General features: G+C 60.3%; 26 protein-coding genes. 6 read left to right on the top strand and 20 right to left on the bottom strand.

Annotated elements, in window-relative coordinates; translation table 11 throughout:
- Positions 1-69: 69 nt before the first annotated feature.
- From N5J71_RS05515 to N5J71_RS05470, 10 genes are all read right to left on the bottom strand, one after another.
- Positions 70-1,272 (bottom strand): zonular occludens toxin domain-containing protein, encoded by a 1,203-nt coding sequence (locus N5J71_RS05515; RefSeq protein ID WP_279916478.1) that lies wholly within the window; start codon positions 1,270-1,272, stop codon positions 70-72.
- 2 nt (positions 1,273-1,274) lie between these two features.
- Positions 1,275-1,589, bottom strand: coding sequence for a DUF2523 domain-containing protein (locus N5J71_RS05510; protein ID WP_196446822.1), 315 nt, complete (start codon positions 1,587-1,589; stop codon positions 1,275-1,277).
- Between the two features lie 2 nt (positions 1,590-1,591).
- Positions 1,592-3,043 carry a virulence factor TspB C-terminal domain-related protein gene (locus N5J71_RS05505; protein WP_279916477.1) on the bottom strand — a complete coding sequence of 484 codons (1,452 nt, stop codon included), beginning with the start codon at positions 3,041-3,043 and terminating at the stop codon, positions 1,592-1,594.
- A 122-nt stretch (positions 3,044-3,165) separates the two neighbouring features.
- Positions 3,166-3,378 carry a major capsid protein gene (locus N5J71_RS05500; RefSeq protein ID WP_279916476.1) on the bottom strand — a complete coding sequence of 71 codons (213 nt, stop codon included), beginning with the start codon at positions 3,376-3,378 and terminating at the stop codon, positions 3,166-3,168.
- Positions 3,379-3,383: 5 nt separating this feature from the next.
- Positions 3,384-3,596 carry a hypothetical protein gene (locus N5J71_RS05495; protein WP_279916475.1) on the bottom strand — a complete coding sequence of 71 codons (213 nt, stop codon included), beginning with the start codon at positions 3,594-3,596 and terminating at the stop codon, positions 3,384-3,386.
- A gap of 10 nt (positions 3,597-3,606) precedes the next feature.
- Positions 3,607-3,786, bottom strand: a complete 180-nt coding sequence (locus tag N5J71_RS05490) for a hypothetical protein (RefSeq protein ID WP_279916474.1) — start codon at positions 3,784-3,786, stop codon at positions 3,607-3,609.
- Positions 3,787-3,801: 15 nt separating this feature from the next.
- Positions 3,802-4,170 carry a hypothetical protein gene (locus N5J71_RS05485; RefSeq protein ID WP_279916473.1) on the bottom strand — a complete coding sequence of 123 codons (369 nt, stop codon included), beginning with the start codon at positions 4,168-4,170 and terminating at the stop codon, positions 3,802-3,804.
- A gap of 376 nt (positions 4,171-4,546) precedes the next feature.
- Positions 4,547-4,807 (bottom strand): hypothetical protein, encoded by a 261-nt coding sequence (locus tag N5J71_RS05480; RefSeq protein WP_279916472.1) that lies wholly within the window; start codon positions 4,805-4,807, stop codon positions 4,547-4,549.
- Positions 4,808-4,817: 10 nt separating this feature from the next.
- Positions 4,818-5,099, bottom strand: coding sequence for a lysogeny maintenance protein PflM (gene pflM, locus N5J71_RS22485; protein ID WP_424960559.1), 282 nt, complete (start codon positions 5,097-5,099; stop codon positions 4,818-4,820).
- A gap of 318 nt (positions 5,100-5,417) precedes the next feature.
- Positions 5,418-5,663, bottom strand: a complete 246-nt coding sequence (locus tag N5J71_RS05470) for a DNA-binding protein (protein WP_424960558.1) — start codon at positions 5,661-5,663, stop codon at positions 5,418-5,420.
- 472 nt (positions 5,664-6,135) lie between these two features.
- Between N5J71_RS05470 and N5J71_RS05465 the strand changes: the two genes are divergently transcribed.
- Both N5J71_RS05465 and hda read left to right on the top strand, forming a co-directional pair.
- On the top strand, positions 6,136-6,609 hold the full coding sequence (locus N5J71_RS05465; protein ID WP_279916470.1) for a hypothetical protein: 474 nt from the start codon (positions 6,136-6,138) through the stop codon (positions 6,607-6,609).
- Between the two features lie 169 nt (positions 6,610-6,778).
- On the top strand, positions 6,779-7,483 hold the full coding sequence (gene hda, locus N5J71_RS05460; RefSeq protein WP_003461540.1) for a DnaA regulatory inactivator Hda: 705 nt from the start codon (positions 6,779-6,781) through the stop codon (positions 7,481-7,483).
- 96 nt (positions 7,484-7,579) lie between these two features.
- Here hda and N5J71_RS05455 read toward each other — a convergent pair whose 3' ends face one another.
- Genes N5J71_RS05455 through arsC form a run of 3 tightly spaced genes read right to left on the bottom strand, consistent with a single transcriptional unit; the run spans position 7,580 to position 8,936 of the window.
- On the bottom strand, positions 7,580-7,987 hold the full coding sequence (locus N5J71_RS05455; protein WP_003461538.1) for a DUF2069 domain-containing protein: 408 nt from the start codon (positions 7,985-7,987) through the stop codon (positions 7,580-7,582).
- A 2-nt stretch (positions 7,988-7,989) separates the two neighbouring features.
- Positions 7,990-8,586, bottom strand: a complete 597-nt coding sequence (wrbA, locus tag N5J71_RS05450) for an NAD(P)H:quinone oxidoreductase (protein ID WP_003461536.1) — start codon at positions 8,584-8,586, stop codon at positions 7,990-7,992.
- Positions 8,583-8,936, bottom strand: coding sequence for an arsenate reductase (glutaredoxin) (gene arsC / locus N5J71_RS05445; RefSeq protein ID WP_039964772.1), 354 nt, complete (start codon positions 8,934-8,936; stop codon positions 8,583-8,585). The genes wrbA and arsC overlap by 4 nt, the downstream gene beginning before the upstream one ends.
- Positions 8,937-9,078: 142 nt before the next feature.
- Here arsC and N5J71_RS05440 point away from each other — a divergent pair, with 142 nt between their 5' ends.
- Positions 9,079-10,296: a YihY family inner membrane protein gene (locus N5J71_RS05440; protein ID WP_279916468.1), complete on the top strand. Its 1,218-nt coding sequence runs from the start codon at positions 9,079-9,081 to the stop codon at positions 10,294-10,296.
- A gap of 225 nt (positions 10,297-10,521) precedes the next feature.
- Complete coding sequence (locus N5J71_RS05435) at positions 10,522-10,722, top strand: hypothetical protein (protein WP_074860691.1); 201 nt, start codon at positions 10,522-10,524, stop codon at positions 10,720-10,722.
- A gap of 48 nt (positions 10,723-10,770) precedes the next feature.
- Here the strand turns inward: N5J71_RS05435 and N5J71_RS05430 are convergent, their stop codons facing one another.
- Positions 10,771-11,163 (bottom strand): hypothetical protein, encoded by a 393-nt coding sequence (locus tag N5J71_RS05430; protein ID WP_003461530.1) that lies wholly within the window; start codon positions 11,161-11,163, stop codon positions 10,771-10,773.
- Positions 11,164-11,277: 114 nt separating this feature from the next.
- Positions 11,278-12,684 carry a cyclic-di-GMP receptor FimW-related protein gene (locus tag N5J71_RS05425; protein WP_206419417.1) on the bottom strand — a complete coding sequence of 469 codons (1,407 nt, stop codon included), beginning with the start codon at positions 12,682-12,684 and terminating at the stop codon, positions 11,278-11,280.
- Between the two features lie 30 nt (positions 12,685-12,714).
- Between N5J71_RS05425 and N5J71_RS05420 the strand changes: the two genes are divergently transcribed.
- Positions 12,715-13,191: a TlpA disulfide reductase family protein gene (locus N5J71_RS05420; protein ID WP_074860676.1), complete on the top strand. Its 477-nt coding sequence runs from the start codon at positions 12,715-12,717 to the stop codon at positions 13,189-13,191.
- A 42-nt stretch (positions 13,192-13,233) separates the two neighbouring features.
- Here the strand turns inward: N5J71_RS05420 and N5J71_RS05415 are convergent, their stop codons facing one another.
- Genes N5J71_RS05415 through napE form a run of 5 tightly spaced genes read right to left on the bottom strand, consistent with a single transcriptional unit; the run spans position 13,234 to position 17,296 of the window.
- Positions 13,234-13,830, bottom strand: coding sequence for a cytochrome c3 family protein (locus N5J71_RS05415; protein ID WP_003461527.1), 597 nt, complete (start codon positions 13,828-13,830; stop codon positions 13,234-13,236).
- Positions 13,831-13,841: 11 nt separating this feature from the next.
- Complete coding sequence (locus N5J71_RS05410) at positions 13,842-14,327, bottom strand: nitrate reductase cytochrome c-type subunit (protein ID WP_279916467.1); 486 nt, start codon at positions 14,325-14,327, stop codon at positions 13,842-13,844.
- A gap of 11 nt (positions 14,328-14,338) precedes the next feature.
- Positions 14,339-16,843, bottom strand: coding sequence for a nitrate reductase catalytic subunit NapA (napA, locus tag N5J71_RS05405; protein ID WP_279916466.1), 2,505 nt, complete (start codon positions 16,841-16,843; stop codon positions 14,339-14,341).
- Entirely contained in the window at positions 16,840-17,100 is a 261-nt protein-coding gene (locus N5J71_RS05400; RefSeq protein WP_003461524.1) for a chaperone NapD, read from the bottom strand. Before N5J71_RS05400 ends, napA begins: the two co-directional genes overlap by 4 nt.
- Positions 17,101-17,128: 28 nt before the next feature.
- Positions 17,129-17,296, bottom strand: coding sequence for a periplasmic nitrate reductase, NapE protein (gene napE, locus N5J71_RS05395; protein WP_039964770.1), 168 nt, complete (start codon positions 17,294-17,296; stop codon positions 17,129-17,131).
- Between the two features lie 235 nt (positions 17,297-17,531).
- Here napE and N5J71_RS05390 point away from each other — a divergent pair, with 235 nt between their 5' ends.
- Positions 17,532-18,704 carry an MFS transporter gene (locus N5J71_RS05390; protein WP_003461523.1) on the top strand — a complete coding sequence of 391 codons (1,173 nt, stop codon included), beginning with the start codon at positions 17,532-17,534 and terminating at the stop codon, positions 18,702-18,704.
- Positions 18,705-18,706: the final 2 nt, after the last annotated feature.

The raw sequence follows: 18,706 nt of genomic DNA, 5'->3' as shown, positions 1-18,706 counted from the left end.
AGCGCGCAGGCTTTGCGCCGCGCTCGCAGGCTCCCGCTGGCGCAAAAGCCAGGGCGCGCTGACACTTGATCACCACAGGAAGCGGCCTTTTTCGTAGCTGACGACGTTGATAGGAGGTGTCGCCTGGGAATCGGCCGGGGGCTGCATGTGAGGCTGTGAAAAGCCCGGTATGGATTGCGGCTGCTGGAGCTGGCCGAACGCTTGCTGTGAGCGATCAGGCCGTGTGGGATCGAAGTAGCCGACTTCGACCACTCGCATGCAGAAGCTGAAATCAGTTTCTACGCGGGTTCCCTGCTGGGTGTAACACTGGCAAACGGTCTGCTTTCCGTTGACAGTGGCACTAGCCATACGGGTGAAATTGCGGGCGTAGTTATCCGGGTCAGTACTGGACATGCAGTAGAGCCGCGGAAACGACTGAGGCTTGGTTAGATCATCGTAAAGCGGGGCAGATGAAGGGACGTTTTCGACGCGAGGGATACGCTCGGCCAGGTACTGCCCACGAGACATAGGCGCGGAGGTTTCTTTCGTGATGCCAGGTATCAGCGACTTGGCCAAGTCGGTGGCGAGGTTGCCGCTTTCGGCCTTGGGCGCGCTTTGAGTGGGCGCCGCATCGGTGACGGGTGTTTCAGTTTCCTTGGCGCCGTAGATGAAGCTGTAGCCGCGCAACGAAGCATAGATGCATATGCCCAAGCCAAGGGTGGCGAGTACGAATTTACGCGACGGCTTGAAGCTGAAATGGTGCTCAGCCTTGGCGCTGGTGTAGACACCGAAGTAGCGCTTATCCAGGCTGATGATGGTGCGGCTGGCATCTTTACAGGTGTTGATCTTTTCAACATCGTTGTAAACGCGTTCTATCTCATAGCGCGAGACTTTGCTACTACCGAAGATTCGCCAATAGTGAATGTGTTTGTTGCAGAGACGGCGGGCATGCACGTCGATGAATCGAGGGTCCTGGGTGATCAAGTGAACCTCATGGCCCTGCTTGCGCATGATCTCGAAGCGCGAAATATGTTCTGGTACTTCCTTACGAGGATCGCGCACGCCAAACCAGCCTTGCGCCTCATCCACCACAATCAGGGCGTTGTCAGGTAACTCATACCACTTGAGCGGATCATCGAAGGGAAACCAATCAGCCTGAAGCTTGCTCGCATCGAGGTCGGTGACGTTGTGGTAGTAGACGACCCGGCCATGCTTCTTGGCAGCCTGATCGACCTCCTTGATGGTGTTCAGCGTCTTGCCATGGCCCATCAGGCCGGTGCGGATATAGAGCATGATCAGGCCGTAAAGGTGGTGTTGGTGGAGAGCTTGGTGCGGCGATCAGCCATCCGATCAATACCCACCAGAACAAGGCGTGTGGTAATCGCTGCGAAGTAGATATTTACCGCCACATCGAACTTGGCCAGGCCCAGGATCATTTGCAGGGACTGGCTAAGGTTGCCCAGGTTGGCCATGGCGTAGTCCTTGGCTTCGTTGATGACCAAATTGATGCCGACGTAGGCGACTACGCCGATACCAATGGCCCGCAGCACTTGTTTGACGATGGGCAGGACGATGATCAGGAACAGGTGAGCCAGATAGAAAAAGTGCATGGTTATTCACCTCCAAAGGCACGACCGACATAGGCCGCCGCCCAAATGCTGGCCACGGCAACGATGATCCAGGAAAGATCAACGGCTATGGTGCAGAGGGGCTGATAGCTAAACGAAAGGGAGCCGCCAGAGAGCTGGGCGTGCTCAGGTGCAGGGCATCCAGCAGGCAAGAAGCGAGTAGCCTCTCCGATGATGCTAGGAGCCGAGACTTCAGCTTCAGGGAGTGTGAAGTTCTCGCCTTGGAAGAGACCTTCGATATCGGACTTCTTGCCGTCGAAGTCGCCCATTTCTTCGGCGTAGCACTGCTGTTCTTTCTGTTGCTTGAGGATGGCGCAGTCGATGGGGTCACCCGTGCAGGTAAAGCCGCCGTCACAGGTGCCCACCGTGGCGGTTCGTTCTTCACCCTGTTCGCCTTCATCATCGCCAATGCCATCGCCGTCAGGCTTGTCAGGGTTACAACCGTCACCGACGCAATCTCCCTTTTTAGTGGTATTACCGTTGGCGTCAGTTGTTTCTGAATCAGTTTCAGAATTGCTGGTGGAGTTGCATGGGTTCATGCCCTTGCAGTTTGTCTTAGTGGTGTCGGTTTTCGTGGTCGTTTCGCTAGAACCGTCCGCGTTTTCTTTCTTGGTCGTTTCCTGATCGACCTTGGTTTCCGACTTCTGAGGCGGCTTGGTCTTTGAAGGTGTGCAGTTGGTTTTGAACTGCTGAATAGAGCCTTCTTTGCACTCGACTTCGCCCTTGTCTTCAAACTTCTTGGTGGCCGTGCAGTTGCGCTTAAGACTCCCGTCCGGCTGAGTTTCCCAGCCAGAGCACTCATTATTGGTGTCGTACTTAGGCGCCTCGGTTACTGGATCTTTCGCCGGAGGCTGATCGAATACCGATGGGTCGTTGGCCGACGGAGTGCAGCTGATGCCGTTGCCCTTGTACTCAAAGGAGCCAACGAGCTGATCAGGTGGGCCGAAGTCGCGCTTGGAACTGAAGCCACCAAAGGTGTGAGAGTACTGGCAGCCGCTTTTGCAGACAGTTACGGGCGGGTCAACAGAAGGGTTGCCATCATCGCCGAGGGTAGCAAAGCGAAACTCATGGTAAACCACGTCGCCAATGGTTGATTCGCATTGGTCGGGCTGAGGTGCCTCGCATCCGCCCGTTACAGGATTATAAACGGAGGGCGGAGTGCAACCAGACCCCTGCCGTACAACAGAATGCTGAGAAATAAAAACAGGACCGCTATAGAGATAGCAAGCCGCAGTAGAGCCACCAGAATAAAGAAGCTGGTATGTCCTGCCATTTTTGCTGGCAAGTTTAGAACAGCTAGAGTCAGCGGTCTCGCCCCTGGTTTGAATATCAGAACCAATTTGCCAATAATAATCTTCAGCCAGCGAAACCCCAGAATAAAACGCCGCCGAAAGAATCAGCATAAGCTGTGCGATATAAAACCGAACGTTGCGCATCTCACACCCTCCCAAACAGCAGCGCCGCGAAGGCAAGGGTCATAACCACCAAGTAGTAAGTGTTAGGATCAATCGCCATAAGCAGAAACCCCGCCGAAGCGGGGTTGACCTCTGTTGGTGGGTTAAACGGCGCGGCGCATGTACTTGAACAGCGCCGCAGCGACGAGCAGGCCGAGACCGGCATAGCCGATGATGCTGATATCGCCTTCACCGCCTTCCATCTTGGTAACCACGTCTGCAGCAGAGGCGTAGGCCTGGCCGATGCCAAAGGCGCTGATGACAGCAACGGCGCCGACTTGGCGGCCGTAGTGACGCAGGGTATTGCGGAGTTTCATAGGACTTACCTCACTAGCTTCTTGAGAACGAGGAAGATGAACACCGTGGCGAATACGCCTACGGCGGCATCCAGCATGGTGATCGCCTCCTCATCGGTTAATCCGGGAGAGAGTTCCGCCCGGATTTCAGCACCCGTGATGGAAACCAGTTGGCCAGTGCACCGAGGCTCCCCAGTAGCTCCAGCCGACCATTCCCCATCGCAGGCAATGAAATTCATAGGCCCTCGGTTACTCAGCCAGGCTGGGGTCGCGGACGACCTCAGCCATGTCCAGGCAGTCGGGGCAGATGGTTTCGTGTGGCGCCGCGCGCAGATCGGGCAGCAGGTCGGGCTGGGGGGCGGACTGGTTGTAGAGCTGGCCCATGGGCTGCCCGCAGCAGTCACACAGCACGCGATCAACGATCAGCATGGCGGCGCCCTCCCGTCAGGCCTTGGCCGCGTCCGGTTGAGCACCGGTCGGCTTGGGCTGTTGTTGGGTGGCTTGTGGGGCAGTGGGCTTGGCGGCCTGGGCGGGCTTGGCCGACTCGACGTGCAGGACGATGAACTTGCCCGCGTTCTTGGAGCCGCGTTCAATTTCCACGGTTACGCGGGCGGTTTCCAGCACGTCGATGCCTTTGCAGGCGTTCCAAACTTCGTCGCGGACATCTTCGGAGACTTGCATCGAGAGCAGAGAAATACCCACGTCTTTTTCGCCGTCCGGCTCATCGCCCAGATACAACTTCACAAGATCAACGTTGTCGAACTTAACGCGCTCAGCGCTGATGAATGCCAGTTCCATCGTAGTGCGTGCCATCTTTGTTACCTCGCATAGTTGCGCTAGTTGTGCGCTTTCAGGTTTTTCAGGTTGACCAGTTCCAATTGGCCAACTTTTCCATTGGCCTTACTTCGGTTCCGGTGCCTGCGTTACTTGTGTTTCTTTTGCCGCTTCTAGTGCGTGTTAATTAACTATTGGGCGATCCCTTCGGGCCGGGCTCTACTCGCTTCGCTCACCAAGCCAAACGGTGAAGCGTGTTTGTCTTGGCCCTTCGGGTAACGATCCCTTTCGCAACACCAAGGGCTCTGCCCTTGTAATCCCGCTCTCGCCGCCGAGGGCTCGGGAGCTGGGGCGGAAAAGCTGCCCCAACTCCCCAGCCAAGGCTTGCTTTGTCAGGTGGCCGTTCAAGGGTTCGCTACGCCCGCGCCTCCGTTTGACCGAACGATGAAGCGTGTTCGGACAAGCCGGGGGCGCGGCCCTTGACCTGTTCAGCATCGGCGGCGTTGGCCGGATCGCTGAGGCCAGCGATACCAGAGCAGTCATTGCAGCCGCAGAAGTCGCCGCCGCACTTGGGGCAGGTCTCGCTGCCCAGGTGCTTAGCATCGCTGTATGGCTCGGCGTGGCCGCAGTCCTGGCAGAGGACGTAGGCGTCGGTCAGTTCGGGCGACTGGTTCATACTGTGCCCCCTAGAACGGAAAGTCGTCCGTTGGTGCGGAGGTGGTGCTTTGGAAGGCAACGCTCCAGAACGCTGGCGGTCGGCGTGGTGGCTTGTGTTTCTCGCAGGTATAAGCCTGCGAAACGTGGTTCCGACCATTGACCTTTGACCATTGCGCGGGGCGGCAATCGGTGCATTGTATGTATGGGTAAGTAGGTGCCTTGGGCGGGGTCCAATTTCGATTTAACCAGCACACAGAGCAGTCGCAGGCTTCGGCGTGGGGTTGGCGCAGGTACTGGCTCAGGCTTTTCATTGGCCGAGTCCCGCGCTGAAAGCTTTGCTAGGCGGGCTTTGACTTCAAGAGCGGCTTTGTGACGAGACCACCAAACATCAATAGGCATGCAAGGGCCTGCATTTTCCTCACACGGGAACGGATATCGCGCATGGTTTGCAGCGTTACCGAGAATGTGACGCAACGAACTTGCTTGCTCATACGTCAGAACGCCGCTGACCTCAGCAGCCCTCAACATGCCAAGCACATAGGAATAAGAGTGACCGTCCCCAAAGCCGAATTTACGCAGATGGACGAGGGAAGTAAGCAGGACAGACAGGAAGGCTTTCAGTTGATCGTTCACGATACCCACTCCAATTCAGCCAGGTGCTGACGCCACAGCACGCAATTGACCATGCGACGCTTGCCGACCTTGACAGACGGCAGAACAGCCTTTTTGACCCAGTTACGAGCCATATCAGGGGTTACGCCGTTGCGTGCGGCCCAGACCTCAGGCAGTTCAACGTCAGCCAGGGGCGCCGCTTGGGTTTGATCTAGGTTTTCCGTTTCCATTGTCTGGGTCATTCCGGCACTATTTAGGGTCATTGGCGGCTTGATCCTGGCCACGCATCCGAGATGCACACCCATTTAGCCGCTAAAACATTTTGGCTCTATCCAAATTGACTAGAGCCTGATTGAATTGTGCCTAACTCTAGTCATTTTGAATAGAGTAAATATAGATCGATTTGGAATGATAAAAGAACGGGTTATAGCTGTCTTGAAGCACAGCGGCATAAGGCTTCCAGAGCTAGAAAAGCTAACCGGAATAAGCCGGTATACCTGGAGCAACCTTAAAAACCCTGCTAAAAGCAGGGAAATTAAGGAAGACGAAATAGAAGCGGTAGTGAAGCTATATCCACAATTTGCACTATGGATCGTAAGCGGGCAGGTAGTGCCCGAGTGCGGGCAAACAAGCCCCGACTATGACGAAGCCAATTCAAACTTGCCCAAACCAAACGCGGGATAGCGATCACTCAAGAAGTAGCCAGGCGCTGGATTGCCCGAAAGGAGGCGAACGATGGATGAACAGTTTAAAAACCTTAAGTTCGACATGGACGAAGAGATGCAGGAACGGCAGGCAAGAGTATCCGCCAGCCGAAAACAGCCCATCGATACTGGAACAGCGATCATTATCGCCGCGTTAATTCTGGTTGCAGGCATATGGGGCGGAAAAGTCTATTACGACTACATCCAAGAACAACGCGCATTAGCCGCGCTAAAACAGTTCTCACAATCGCTTAACTCTGCAGTGCAGGAGTCAACCAGGCGAAGCCAGCAATACGCAAGAGAAAGCGCAGCCCAAAACGAACAGAGAAGAAAAGTCTATGAGGCCGAAAAAACCGAGGCCCTAAGACGAGTAATGCAAGAGCAGGCACAGCAAAAGCAGGAAGCCCGACAGCTCTCGCCACAATGCCGATTCTGGCGGGACCAATACGAGAGCAACCCAACCGAACGAGCGACAAACGAATACCGCAAGGCATGCGGCTACTAGTGTCGAAAAAGTGTCGAAAACACTAGCCCTAATCGATCCCAAATTGACCCAGCCACCGCACCTAACCTCTTGAATTGAAACCAAATAGACCCGCAGTGACACCCCTAGACGAAGGGTATAAACTTTCCGGCCTTTACGGAGAGAGCAGCGGTTCCCACGAGCCCCCCACATGAAACCCATCCAGCTTCCCTTGGGGGTGCGTCTGCGTGATGACGCCACCTTCGCCAATTACTACCCCGGCGCCAATGCCGCGGCCCTGGGCTATGTCGAGCGCTTGTGCGAGGCCGACGCCGGCTGGACGGAAAGCCTGATCTACCTGTGGGGCGCCGAAGGCGTCGGGCGCAGCCACCTGCTGCAGGCGGCCTGCCTGCGTTTTGAGCAGCGTGGCGAAGCGGTGGTGTATCTGCCGCTCAGCGAAGTGGTGCAGCACGGCCCGGAGTTGCTCGACAACCTTGAACTGTGCGAGCTGGTCTGCCTCGATGATCTCGATGCCGTGGCCGGACGCAGCGACTGGGAAGAAGGGCTGTTCCACCTGTTCAACCGACTGCGTGACAGCGGCAGGCGCTTGTTGCTGGCAGGCACCATGTCGCCACGCGAGTTGCCGATTCAACTGCCTGATCTGAAGTCGCGACTGACCCTTTCGCTGGTCTTCCAGTTGCACGAGCTGTCCGATGAAGACAAGCTGCGCGCCCTGCAGCTGCGCGCCTCGCGTCGTGGCCTGCAGATGAGCGATGAGGTCGGCCGCTTCATCCTCACCCGTGGCGAACGCAGTATGAGCGCGTTGTTCGAGCTGCTGGAACGCCTGGATCAGGCCTCGCTACAAGCCCAGCGCAAGCTGACCATTCCCTTTCTCAAGGAAACCTTGGGCTGGTAGCTGCTTCGGGAGTTCATGTGTTGGAGCGAGCTCTGCTCGCGAATTTTTAGCTGCACAAGCGCTTCGCGAGCAGAGCTCGCTCCCACATCAGGACATTTATTCACCTGCGAGTTTACGGTCGTACTGAAAACGCCAGCGGGTGTAGAGCAGGGCGCAGCAGAACAGGCCGAAGCTGATTACCGCCTCCAACGCGCCGAACAGTGCGCGCGCCGGGTCGATGGCGGCCAGTACGCCCTGGATGAAGTAGATGTTGACGACGAAGCAGGTCCAGGCGTGGGCACGGGCGTTGCCCATCAACATCCCGGGGGCGAGCAGCGCCAGTGGCAACAGTTGAATGGCCAGCACCACGCCGACCCGCGCGCCATGCAGATCGGCGAAGGCCAGGTTCCACACCAGCAGCAGGGTCAGCAGGGCGATGAAACTGAACAGGCTCAGTGCTCGACTGAGTTTGACCCGTGGCTCCAGCCATTCAAGGCTGGGCAGGGGCTTCTTTGCTCGGGCCACGTTCAGCGCTCCAGTTTGCTGGCGGTTTGCGCCAGGCGTCGACCCAGTGCACGGCACAGGGCGATTTCATGTTCGTCCAGCGCGCGTTTACCGTCGCCGCCCGCATGGTGGCTGGGGCCGTAGGGCGTACCACCGCCGCGGGTTTCGAGCAGGGCCGATTCGCTATAGGGCAGGCCGCAGACCAGCATGCCGTGGTGCAACAGAGGCAGCATCATCGACAGCAGGGTGGTCTCCTGGCCGCCATGCAGGCTGGCGGTGGAGGTGAACACGCCTGCCGGCTTGCCGACCAGTTCGCCGGTCAGCCACAGGTTGCTGGTGCCATCGATGAAGTACTTGAGTGGTGCGGCCATGTTGCCGAAACGGGTCGGGCTGCCCAAGGCCAGACCCGAACAGTTCTTCAGGTCGTCCAGGGTGGCGTACATGGCGCCGTCCTCCGGCACGCTCGGCGCAACGGCCTCGCATTCGCTGGATACCGCCGGCACTGTGCGCAGGCGTGCTTCCAAACCAGCCAGCTCGACGCCACGGGCAATCTGTTTGGCCATCTGCGCGGTGGCGCCATGGCGGCTGTAGTAGAGCACGAGGATGTAGGGCGCGCTCATGCCAGCAGCTCCAGCACTTTTTCCGGTGGTCGGCCGATCACGGCCTTGTCGCCAGCGATGAGGATCGGGCGCTCGATCAGCTTGGGATGCTTAGCCATGGCCTCGATCAGCTGCGCCTCACTCAAGCTGGCATCGCTCAGGCCCAGCGTCTTGTATTCGTCCTCGCCGCTACGCAGCAGGTCGCGTGCGGAGATACCCAGCTTGCCGAGCAGGCTCTTGAGCTCCCTGGCGCTGGGTGGCGTTTCCAGATAGCGCACGACGTGCGGTTGCAGGCCGCGGGCTTGCAGCAGCTCCAGAGCGGCGCGGGATTTTGAGCAGCGCGGGTTGTGGTAGAGGGTCAGGTCGGTCATGGTGGCTCGCATCCGGCTTGAAGTGGCGGCTATTCTAACCGCCTGATGCGCGGATGCACGCAAACCGCTGGGGCGGCTTTGCTGCGACCTTTTTACGCGGCGCATTGTCTGTCTGTTTAGGTTTGAGGGCTAAGGAGAGGTCATGCTGCGTCGTTTGAAGGACTGGATGGGGTTCTGGCTCAGCCTGTATCAGCGTTTCGTGGATAACCGCGGCGCAGGCAACGCAGCGGCGTTGACCTACACCACCTTGTTCGCCGTGGTGCCGATGATGACCGTGACCTTCGCCATGCTGTCGGCGATTCCGGCGTTCAAGGGCGTGGGCGAGGAAATCCAGGGGTTCATCTTCAACAACTTCGTACCTTCCACTGGCGAGACGGTGCAGGAATACCTGCGTGAGTTCACCACCCAGGCGCGGCAGTTGACCTGGTTTGGCGTGGGGCTGCTGGCCGTCACCGCCTTCCTCATGCTGGTAACCATCGAAAAGACCTTCAACGTGATCTGGCGGGTGCGCCAGCCGCGCCGCGGCATGTCCAGCTTCCTGCTGTACTGGGCGATTCTCAGCCTCGGACCGCTGCTGCTGGGTGCGGGCTTTGCGGTCAGTACCTATATCGCCTCGCTGTCGCTGATTTCCGGTCCGGACGCAGTAGTCGGTGCCAAGACGCTGCTTGCCTTCACGCCGTTGCTATCGAGCATTGCGGCCTTCACCTTGCTGTATGCGGCGGTCCCCAATACTCGGGTGCCCTTGCGCCATGCGGTGCTGGGCGGCTTGTTCAGCGCGGTGCTGTTCGAAGTGGCCAAGGCGCTGTTCGGCCTCTACGTGCGCCTGTTTCCCGGTTATCACCTGATCTACGGCGCCTTCGCCACGGTGCCGCTGTTTCTGGTGTGGATCTATCTGTCCTGGTTGATTGTGCTGCTGGGTGCCGAGCTGGTGTACGGCCTCTCGCAACCACGGCACTGGCGTCGCGAACCCATCCCCAAGGGACTGGTTCTGCTGGTGGTGTTGCGCCTGTTGCTCAAGCGCCAGCAGAAGGGCGAAGCCCTGCATTACGGCGATATGCAGCGCGCTGGCTGGCGTTTGCCGGAAGACGAGTGGAACCAGGTGATGGACTTTCTCGAGCGTGAGCACCTGGCTTGCAAGGCCAGTGGCGGCGGCTGGGTGCTGTGCCGTGATCTGCACAATTTTTCCCTGCATCAGTTGCTCGAGTGCAGTCCCTGGCCGTTGCCGACTCTGGCGCAACTGCCCGCTCAGCTCGACGAACCCTGGTATCCGGCATTGCGCGAGGGACTGGAGCGCCTGCAGGCGGAGCGCGAGGAGCAGTTCGGAGTCAGTCTGGCGGATTGGTTACCGGGCAAGGGCTGAGCAAACTTGCGCGACATTGTGGGCGACGGTGAATGAGAGAAGGCGCCGAAAATGGGTGACAAAAAGCGTCAGTTTCAGGCGTTGCCTAGTCCTGCCGTGGCCTGGACGCAAGGGGTAGGCGCCAAGGAATGCGTTGTACAAGGGCTGGCACGCTTCTAGCTACTGCAGGAGCAGTTGCTATCGAACTGCCAGCAGGGGCAGGGATCGCTGAGGACGCAGGCAGTAATGACGGTAAAAAACAGGGTAATCCACCTTCATCGACGCGATCCGCAGGAAGCGCTGGCGCGGCTCAACCGAATCACTGGGCTGGAGTTCGCGCGTTGGCCGGAGTCGCTGCTCGAACACGTGGTTGCCGAAAACCTGCAGCCAGACGCTGACGGTTCAATCCCGCGGGCTGCGCCCAGCCCCGGAGTTTCCTCTGGCTGAAAGCAAAACCCCGCGTCACTGCGCGGGGTTCGATGTTGCCGTTCTGGTTCAGGCCATGGCCTGGCGGGTCTCGCTGTTGGCCAATTCGACGGCTTGAACGAAGAATTCCTCGACCACCAGACTCTGCGCCGGCACAGCTGAGCGCAGGCGTACCTGCATGTCTTCGATCTTCATCCGCACTGGCATGCGAGCGATCCCGGAGAGCAGGATCTTGCCATGGGCATTGACCTTGCCATGGTCGACATTCACCTCGCGGCGCTTGTCCCCGTCGCGATAACTCACCAGCAGCGATACCGGCAGGTTGGCCAGCCCCGGCAATTGCAGCCAGGTGGCGACGTTGTATTCGGCCACGCGCCCCTCGTAGGGAGTGACCAGCAGGTGAGCGACGTCGACGATGCGCGAGGGCACGGAGCCAATCAGCTTGTCTTGCGCTTGGGACATGGTGAAATTCCAGGCAGGGTGAGACTTGAGTGCCTGGAATTATAAGCAGCCACCTGTTGGCGAAACTGTGTACTCGGCGGACAGGCCGCGTGACTGGAGTCGCAGTTTTGTATATCAGGCCAGGCGTAGCGGGTGGCGGGTAACCGATGAGGTCTGCAGGTTACTGTCGGGCAGCGGCAAAATCGCTTGGTTATGCACGCTGGCCAATTGCAGCCAAAGATGCTCGCCGGAGCTGAACTGGCCGTTGGGCAACCACAGGCCGTGGTGCCAACCGTTGCCCGGTGCCGGGGTGCTTTGCAGTACGCCAGGGTGAGTCTGCGCATTGGGTGCACGCCGCAGCCAGACCGGCCGCGGCAGGCCTTTCAGATAGCGCAGCCCGAGGTGCAGGCCTTCGCTATTGAGATGACGCCAACGCACCAGTGCCAGGGTCGGTGTGGCATTGGTCAGCAGCAGAACCAGTTGCCCGACCTGCAGTTGTCCACCCTCGTTGGCGTTGCACAGCAGGCGCGCGCCGCCCGGGCTGGCGTCGAGAATCTGCGCCTCGGTACGCTGCGGCAGTTTATCCAGCAGCTGCGCATGAATGGCCGGCAGACCCACCACCAGGCTGCATTGGCCTTCCAGTTCGGCACGTTCATGGCGACGTTGCTGGCGGCCCAGCCAGTGCTGGCGTACCCGTTCGAGTAATTGGCGTTCCTGCATGCTTTGCAGTGGTGCCGGCTCATGCAGGGCGATCAGCAGCGCGCCCAGTTCGAAGCGGCGCAGGTTGGCGGCTTCGCCTTCGATACGCTGTTCGAAACTGAGGCAAGCCTGTGATTCGCTGAGGTCGACTACCGGGCCTTCGGCATCGTCTTCCTCGTCCCGGGCTTGCAGCCTGGCCAGCGCCGCCAGAGGTGCCAGCGCGCTGAACAGAGTCAGGCATTCGCCTTCATCGAGATGGAAGGGGTTGCTCAGGGCCAAGAGCAGCATCTGCTGGTAGAGGCCGCGCAGGGTGCTGGCCGGTTTCGGCTCGAACGCAGCAGCCACGGGCTCGTCCAGGCACTGCTGGTGTTCGCCGATCCAGTACAGCAAATGGCTGTCGCGCCACAGTGCTGGCGGGGGTTCCTGATAAAGGTGGTAGTGGCGCAGCAACTGCTGGGCAAGGAAATGCTGGGCCATGTACAGGCACCAGGCAAGGTGCGGCATCGACGGCTGGCGACCCTGCAAAATTTGCAGTAGCAGGCGTTTGAAACCGATCGCCAATTCGCCGCACAACCGCACGAATAGAGGGCTTGGCGGATGCTGGCGATTGGCAAGGCTGGTGTAATGGCGGTACTCGTCACTGAAGTTTTGCAGCGCACGCTGCCTTTCCAGTAAGGTCAGAGCGCTGCGATTGAGCGAAAACAAAAGGCCCAGCACTTGTTGCAGGCCATGTTCCTGCTCCAGCAGGCGGGCCGCCGCGAGTTGCTGGGCGATTTCCGCCGGCGATAAACTGTTGTCCTCGCGGATGTCCGGTACTTCCAGGCGCAGGGCATCCAGCGTCATATCAACCCCGGGTGGACGAGGATCGAGTACATGGGCTTAGGGCTCCGGAAATTCGGCAAGGCTGTCTTGGTTATCTGCACCGGTTTGCTGCTAACGGCTTGCGCCGAAGATTTCGGCCCTGACCAGCATGGACGAAAGGTAACGGCTGACAGCCTCGATGGCCAGTGGCTGATCATCAATTATTGGGCCGAATGGTGCGCGCCGTGCCGCACCGAGATTCCTGAACTCAACGCGTTGGAAGAAACGCTGAAAAACCAGTCGGCGCGGGTGATTGGCGTCAACTTCGACGCCTTGCAGGGCGATGACCTCAAGCGTGCGGCTGACAGTTTCGACATCCGCTTCACCGTGCTGGCGCAGGATCCGGCGGCACGCTTCGAACTGCCACGCACCGATGTCTTGCCGGTCACCTACATTGTCGATGCCGAGGGCAAACTGCGTGAGCGCCTGGTCGGTGAGCAGACATCCGCCGGGCTGCTCGCACATCTCGAACGCCTGCGCGGCGAATAGACCAGCGCAAGAGCGGAGCACCGCGAACAAGCGGTGCCTGTCTTACCAACCCGGCACCCCACTCATGTCCGGCAACTGGTGGGCGATGCCCTTGTGGCAATCGATGCAGGTGGCTGCGCCGCTGGCCAGGGCGCTGGAGTGCATCTGGCGGGCGCGTGGGCTCTGTTTGGTGAAGTCCATGTAGTCGAAGTTGTGGCAGTTGCGGCATTCCAGCGAATCGTTGGCCTTGAGCCGTGCCCATTCGTGTTCGGCCAGTTCGCGACGCTTTTCCAGAAACTTCTCGCGGGTGCTGATGGTGCCGAAGATCTTGCCCCAGACTTCCTTGGACGCCTGCATCTTGCGCGCGATCTTGTCCGTCCACTGGTGCGGTACGTGGCAGTCCGGGCAGGTGGCGCGCACCCCGGAGCGGTTGCTGTAGTGAATGGTGTCCTGCAGCTCGACGTACACGTTGTCACGCATCTCATGGCAGGAGATGCAGAACTGCTCGGTATTGGTGGCCTCCAGCGCGGTGTTGAAACCGCCCCAGAAAATGATCCCGGCGATGAAGCCGCCAAGCGTGAGAAAACCCAGGCTGTAATGCACGCTTGGGCGGCGCAGGATGCCCCAGTACTCCTTGAGCAGGGCCATTAACGACTTCATGAAAGGCCTCCTCAGGGTTTTGCCGTGCCGGCTGCTTCGTCGCCGAGCAACTGGTCGATATTGCGGAAGGCGTTGCCGACCAGAGGTTTGACCTCCTGCTGGGTGACGTGGCACTGGGTACAGAAGTAGCGCCGTGGTGAAACCGCCGCCAGAGCCTGACCGTCGCGATCCATGTAGTGGGTGATGCTGATCATCGGCGCCTGGCTGCGGGCGCTACCGGCGCGGCTGTGGCAGGTCAGGCACTTGTTGCCGTTGGCGTCCACCTGGTAGCCGCGAATGCTGTGCGGGATGGTCGGTGGCTGTTCCGGGTAGTTGCGCTCGCGGCGCAGGTCCTTGTTCGCCTCGTTGCCCAGCACCGGTGCCGGCAGGGTCTGACTGAGGGTGCCGCCGGGGCGGCGGCCGTCCGGCGCGGGGGCGTCGAGTGGGTAATCGAGCTCACCGGCGATGGCCAGGCCGAAGGCGGCGAGCAGTAGCAGAGGCAGGAAACGCAGGCTCATGACGGTTCTCCTCAGGCCAGGCTGACCAGTTCGATCTTCACCGCACACTTCTTGTAGTCGGTCTGCTTGGAGATCGGGTCGGTGGCGTCCAGGGTGACCTTGTTGATCAGTTTGTTGGCGTCGAAGAAGGGCACGAACACCAGGCCACGCGGCGGCTTGTTACGCCCGCGGGTTTCGATGCGTGCGCGGATTTCCCCGCGTCGGCTGATCACCTTGACCTCGCTGCCGCGTCGCGCCTTGAGTGCCCTGGCATCGTCCGGGTGCATGTACACCAGGGCATCGGGTACCGCGCCGTGCAGCTCCTCGACGCGCTGGGTCATGCTGCCGGTGTGCCAGTGTTCGAGCACGCGGCCAGTGCTGAGCCAGAACGGGAAGTCGTCATCCGGCGCCTCGGCTGGCGGTTCGTAGGGCAGGGCGAAGATCAGCGCGCGCTTATCCGGGTAACCGTAGAACTGCACGCCGCTGCCTTTTTCCACGTAGGGGTCGTGGCCCTCGCGATAGCGCCAGCGCGTCTCCTTGCCGTCAACCACCGGCCAGCGCAGGCCACGCTCGGCGTGATAGCTGTCGAAGGGCGCCAGGTCATGGGCATTGCCGCGACCGAACTGGGCATATTCCTCGAACAAGCCCTTCTGCAGGTAAAAGCCAAAGGCCTCGGCCTCGTCGTTGGCATAGCCGGCCTCGATCTGTTCGCGGGGGAACTGGTCGACCTGGCCGTTGGCGAACAGCACCTGGTAGAGCGTCTTGCCCTTGTATTCCGGGGCCTTGGCCAGCAGTTCGGCAGGCCAGACTTCGTCGGTGGTAAAGCGCTTGGAAAATTCCACCAGTTGCCACAGGTCGGACTTGGCCTCGCCCGGTGCCTTGACCAGTTGGTGCCAGAACTGCGTGCGGCGCTCGGCATTGCCGTAGGCGCCTTCCTTCTCCACCCACATGGCGCTGGGCAGGATCAGGTCGGCAGCCTGGGCCGAGACGGTGGGGTAGACATCGGAGACGATGACGAAGGCCTGCGGGTTGCGCCAGCCCGGCAGGACCTCCTGCATGATGTTGGGGCCGGCCTGCATGTTATTGCTGACCTGCGTCCAGTAGACCTTGAGTACGCCGTCCTTGAGCTTGCGGCTCTGTTCCACGGCATGAAAGCCGGGTTTTTCCTGGATGGTGCCGGCCGGCAGCTTCCAGATCTTCTCGGCGGTTGCACGGTGCTTGGGGTTGGCCACCAGCATGTCGGCGGGCAGACGATGGGAGAAGGTGCCCACCTCGCGCGTGGTGCCGCCGGCCGACGGCTGGCCGGTGAGCGAGAACGGGCTGTTGCCCGGCTCGCTGATCTTTCCGGTGAGCAGATGGATGTTGTAGATCATGTTGTTCGCCCAGACACCGCGGGTGTGCTGGTTGAAGCCCATGGTCCAGAAGGACATCACCTTGACCTTGGGGTCGGCGTACAGCTCGGCCAGGGCCTTCAGGCGCTCGGCCGGTACGCCCGATTCCTTGGCGGCGTGTTCCAGGGTGTAGGGTTTGAGGAACTCGACGTAGTCCTCGTAGCCAATGTCGGTCCAGGTGTTGGCCACCGCGGCATTCTCGGCCTTCAGCTCCAGCGGGTCGGTCGGACGCAGGCCGTAGCCGATGTTCGTGGCACCCTTGGCGAATCGGGTGTGCTTGTCGATGAACTCCTTGTTCACTGCGCCGCTCTGGATGATGTGGTTGGCGATGTAGTTGAGTATCAGCAGGTCGGTCTGCGGTTTGAATACCAGCGGGATGTCGGCGAGGTCGAAGCTGCGGTGCTCGAAGGTGGAAAGCACGGCGACCTTGGTGTTCGGATGGCTGAGGCGGCGATCGGTGACCCGGCTCCAGAGAATCGGGTGCATCTCGGCCATGTTCGAGCCCCACAGCACGAAGGCGTCGGCGGCCTCGATGTCGTCGTAGCAGCCCATCGGCTCGTCCATGCCGAATGTGCGCATGAAGCCCATCACCGCCGAGGCCATGCAGTGGCGCGCGTTGGGATCGATGTTGTTGGAACGGAAACCGGCCTTCATCAGCTTGTTGGCGGCGTAGCCTTCCCACACCGTCCATTGCCCTGAACCGAACATGCCGACGGCCTCGGGGCCATGCTCGCGCAGCGCCTCCTTGGTCTTCTGTTCCATGATGTCGAAGGCCTGCTCCCAGCTCACCGGCTGGAATTCACCCTGCTTGTCGTACACGCCATTCTTCATGCGCAGCAGCGGTTGGTTGAGGCGGTCGACGCCGTACATGATTTTCGACAGGAAGTAGCCCTTGACGCAGTTCAGGCCGCGATTGACCTCGGCCTTGACGTCACCGTGGGTGGCCACCACGCGGTTGTCGCGGGTGGCGACCATCACGCTGCAGCCGGTACCGCAGAAGCGGCAGGGCGCCTTGTTCCAGTCCAGGCGGGTCATGTCCGCTTCGGTGATCAGGTTGCTGGCGGTCGTCACCAACGGCAGACCGGCGGCAGCGGCGGCAATGGCAGCAGCGTTGGCCTTGGCAAATTCACGGCGGGAAAGCTTCATTCTGAGTCTCCTTCTGTGTCGAGGAGTTCGTGGTAAACCAGAGCGGCATTGAGCACGCCTGGCAACGCGTTGATCTGTTCGAGGCGGGCGAGGATGTGGCGTTCGTGTTCGGTTTCCAGCACCACCACCAGCTTGCCTTGCGGGCTTTCCTGATGCAGTTCGAGGCCTTCCAGCTGGCGCAGGTTGGCTTTCACCGCAGCCAGCCATTCGGGCCGTACGTGCACCAGCAGACTGGAAATATGCATAGAGGCGGCCATGTTCCGTGGCTCCGTAGGTAAGGAAGGATCAGGTGGGTGGGCCAGGTGGGCCCAGCAGCATCTGCATGAACCAGATGATGAATCCGTAGCCGCCGACCAGCGCGACCGAAAGGATGGGGAACAGGCAGACCACGAGAAAGACGAACAGGCGAGTTTCCTTGCCTTTCATGGCGCTGCGCTCGGGCGGGGTAGCCATTCGCTCTTCTCCGTTGCGTTCGCAATTGAGTCTAGACCCTAACGTTAGTAAGGGCAAAGTCTGTTGAGCTGGATCAAGGAAAAGGAATTGCACGAGCGCTAATGGCACGCGCTCGCGATTATCGATAGCGTGCTAATATTTCGTCTGGTTTCATTCACCTGCAGGCGTCACCCGGTTCGGTCTTGCGGCATGTTCCGGCTATCGCTTGCATCCAGCTTCGTGAGCCAGTCCATCCATGTCCGTGACTCATCTGAGCCGTGGCAGCGCCGGTTATCGGCGTGCCACCCTGGCGCTGTTCTGCGCCGGTTTCGCCACCTTCGCCATGCTTTACTGCGTGCAACCTCTGCTGCCGTTGTTGGCCGCGCACTTTCGCGTGTCTGCGGCCAGCAGCAGCCTGGCGCTTTCGCTGACTACCCTGAGCCTGGCCCTGTGCCTGCTGGTATCCGGTGCACTGGCCGAGAGCTGGGGGCGCAAGCCGGTGATGGTCGCGGCGCTGGGCCTGGCCGCGCTACTGGGGATCGCCTGCGCGCTGGTGGAGCAGTGGAGCAGCCTGCTGATTTTGCGTGCGCTGCTGGGGCTGGCGCTGAGCGGTTTGCCGGCGCTGGCCATGGCCTATGTCGGTGAGGAGTTCGACCCTGAAGCGCTACCGGCAGCGATGGGGTTGTATATCGGTGGCACGGCGCTGGGTGGTCTGCTCGGACGTTTGCTGGCCGGTTTGCTCAGCGACCTGGGCGGTTGGCCCTGGGCCCTGGGCGGCATTGCCGGGCTGGGTTTGCTGGTGCTGGGGCTGTTCATCTGGTTGCTGCCGCCGTCGCGGCATTTTACCGCCCAGCCGCTGTCGGTGCGCGGGCTGCTGGGCAACTTCGCCCTGCACCTGAAGAACCCGCGTTTGCGCGTGCTGTTCGCCCTGGGCTTTCTGCTTATGGGCGGTTTCGTTGCACTGTTCAACTATGTCGGCTTTCGCCTGGCGGGTGCGCCATTCAACCTGTCGGCGACGGTCATCGGCCTGCTGTTCACCGTGTACCTGCTCGGCATTCTCAGTGCTGGCTGGGCCGGGCGCCTGGTGCCACGCTTTGGCGCGCGTCAGGTGCTCAATGGCGGCATCGGCCTGATGCTGCTAGGCGTAGCGCTGTGCGCTGCGCCCTGGCTGAGCGCGGCGGTGGTCGGCCTGGCGCTGTTCACCCTGGGCTTCTTCTCGGCCCATGCGGTGGCCAGCGGGCAGGTCGGCATCCATGCGCAGGGCGCCAAGGCGCAGGCATCGGCGCTGTACCTGTGCGCCTATTATCTGGGCTCCAGCCTGGTGGGCTATGTCGGCGGTTATGTCTGGGAGCATGCCGGCTGGCTGGCATTGCTCGGCGTTCTGGCTGCGCTGTTTGTCGTTGCGGGTGCTCTGGTGCGGCGTATCTAGCC

It is taken from the genome of Ectopseudomonas oleovorans, from assembly GCF_029845265.1.
Classification (GTDB): Bacteria; Pseudomonadota; Gammaproteobacteria; order Pseudomonadales; family Pseudomonadaceae; genus Aquipseudomonas; species Aquipseudomonas oleovorans.
Note: the sequence above shows the minus strand (reverse complement) of the source record. Positions and strands in the feature narration are given on the sequence as shown.

What these genes read in the sequence shown, in the direction of transcription:
- N5J71_RS05490 (WP_279916474.1), bottom strand. Translation starts at nt 3,786, where the DNA reads ATGCTGATCGTTGATCGCGTGCTGTGTGACTGCTGCGGGCAGCCCATG.
- N5J71_RS05390 (WP_003461523.1), top strand. Translation starts at nt 17,532, where the DNA reads ATGTCCGTGACTCATCTGAGCCGTGGCAGCGCCGGTTATCGGCGTGCC.
- N5J71_RS05420 (WP_074860676.1), top strand. Translation starts at nt 12,715, where the DNA reads ATGGGCTTAGGGCTCCGGAAATTCGGCAAGGCTGTCTTGGTTATCTGC.
- arsC (WP_039964772.1), bottom strand. Translation starts at nt 8,936, where the DNA reads ATGACCGACCTGACCCTCTACCACAACCCGCGCTGCTCAAAATCCCGC.
- napE (WP_039964770.1), bottom strand. Translation starts at nt 17,296, where the DNA reads ATGGCTACCCCGCCCGAGCGCAGCGCCATGAAAGGCAAGGAAACTCGC.
- N5J71_RS05470 (WP_424960558.1), bottom strand. Translation starts at nt 5,663, where the DNA reads ATGACCCTAAATAGTGCCGGAATGACCCAGACAATGGAAACGGAAAAC.
- pflM (WP_424960559.1), bottom strand. Translation starts at nt 5,099, where the DNA reads ATGAAAAGCCTGAGCCAGTACCTGCGCCAACCCCACGCCGAAGCCTGC.
- N5J71_RS05480 (WP_279916472.1), bottom strand. Translation starts at nt 4,807, where the DNA reads ATGAACCAGTCGCCCGAACTGACCGACGCCTACGTCCTCTGCCAGGAC.
- napA (WP_279916466.1), bottom strand. Translation starts at nt 16,843, where the DNA reads ATGAAGCTTTCCCGCCGTGAATTTGCCAAGGCCAACGCTGCTGCCATT.
- N5J71_RS05505 (WP_279916477.1), bottom strand. Translation starts at nt 3,043, where the DNA reads ATGCGCAACGTTCGGTTTTATATCGCACAGCTTATGCTGATTCTTTCG.
- N5J71_RS05430 (WP_003461530.1), bottom strand. Translation starts at nt 11,163, where the DNA reads ATGTCCCAAGCGCAAGACAAGCTGATTGGCTCCGTGCCCTCGCGCATC.
- N5J71_RS05440 (WP_279916468.1), top strand. Translation starts at nt 9,079, where the DNA reads ATGCTGCGTCGTTTGAAGGACTGGATGGGGTTCTGGCTCAGCCTGTAT.
- N5J71_RS05425 (WP_206419417.1), bottom strand. Translation starts at nt 12,684, where the DNA reads ATGACGCTGGATGCCCTGCGCCTGGAAGTACCGGACATCCGCGAGGAC.
- N5J71_RS05410 (WP_279916467.1), bottom strand. Translation starts at nt 14,327, where the DNA reads ATGAGCCTGCGTTTCCTGCCTCTGCTACTGCTCGCCGCCTTCGGCCTG.
- N5J71_RS05435 (WP_074860691.1), top strand. Translation starts at nt 10,522, where the DNA reads ATGACGGTAAAAAACAGGGTAATCCACCTTCATCGACGCGATCCGCAG.
- wrbA (WP_003461536.1), bottom strand. Translation starts at nt 8,586, where the DNA reads ATGAGCGCGCCCTACATCCTCGTGCTCTACTACAGCCGCCATGGCGCC.
- N5J71_RS05485 (WP_279916473.1), bottom strand. Translation starts at nt 4,170, where the DNA reads ATGGCACGCACTACGATGGAACTGGCATTCATCAGCGCTGAGCGCGTT.
- N5J71_RS05465 (WP_279916470.1), top strand. Translation starts at nt 6,136, where the DNA reads ATGGATGAACAGTTTAAAAACCTTAAGTTCGACATGGACGAAGAGATG.
- N5J71_RS05400 (WP_003461524.1), bottom strand. Translation starts at nt 17,100, where the DNA reads ATGGCCGCCTCTATGCATATTTCCAGTCTGCTGGTGCACGTACGGCCC.
- hda (WP_003461540.1), top strand. Translation starts at nt 6,779, where the DNA reads ATGAAACCCATCCAGCTTCCCTTGGGGGTGCGTCTGCGTGATGACGCC.
- N5J71_RS05515 (WP_279916478.1), bottom strand. Translation starts at nt 1,272, where the DNA reads ATGCTCTATATCCGCACCGGCCTGATGGGCCATGGCAAGACGCTGAAC.
- N5J71_RS05510 (WP_196446822.1), bottom strand. Translation starts at nt 1,589, where the DNA reads ATGCACTTTTTCTATCTGGCTCACCTGTTCCTGATCATCGTCCTGCCC.
- N5J71_RS05415 (WP_003461527.1), bottom strand. Translation starts at nt 13,830, where the DNA reads ATGAAGTCGTTAATGGCCCTGCTCAAGGAGTACTGGGGCATCCTGCGC.
- N5J71_RS05495 (WP_279916475.1), bottom strand. Translation starts at nt 3,596, where the DNA reads ATGAATTTCATTGCCTGCGATGGGGAATGGTCGGCTGGAGCTACTGGG.
- N5J71_RS05500 (WP_279916476.1), bottom strand. Translation starts at nt 3,378, where the DNA reads ATGAAACTCCGCAATACCCTGCGTCACTACGGCCGCCAAGTCGGCGCC.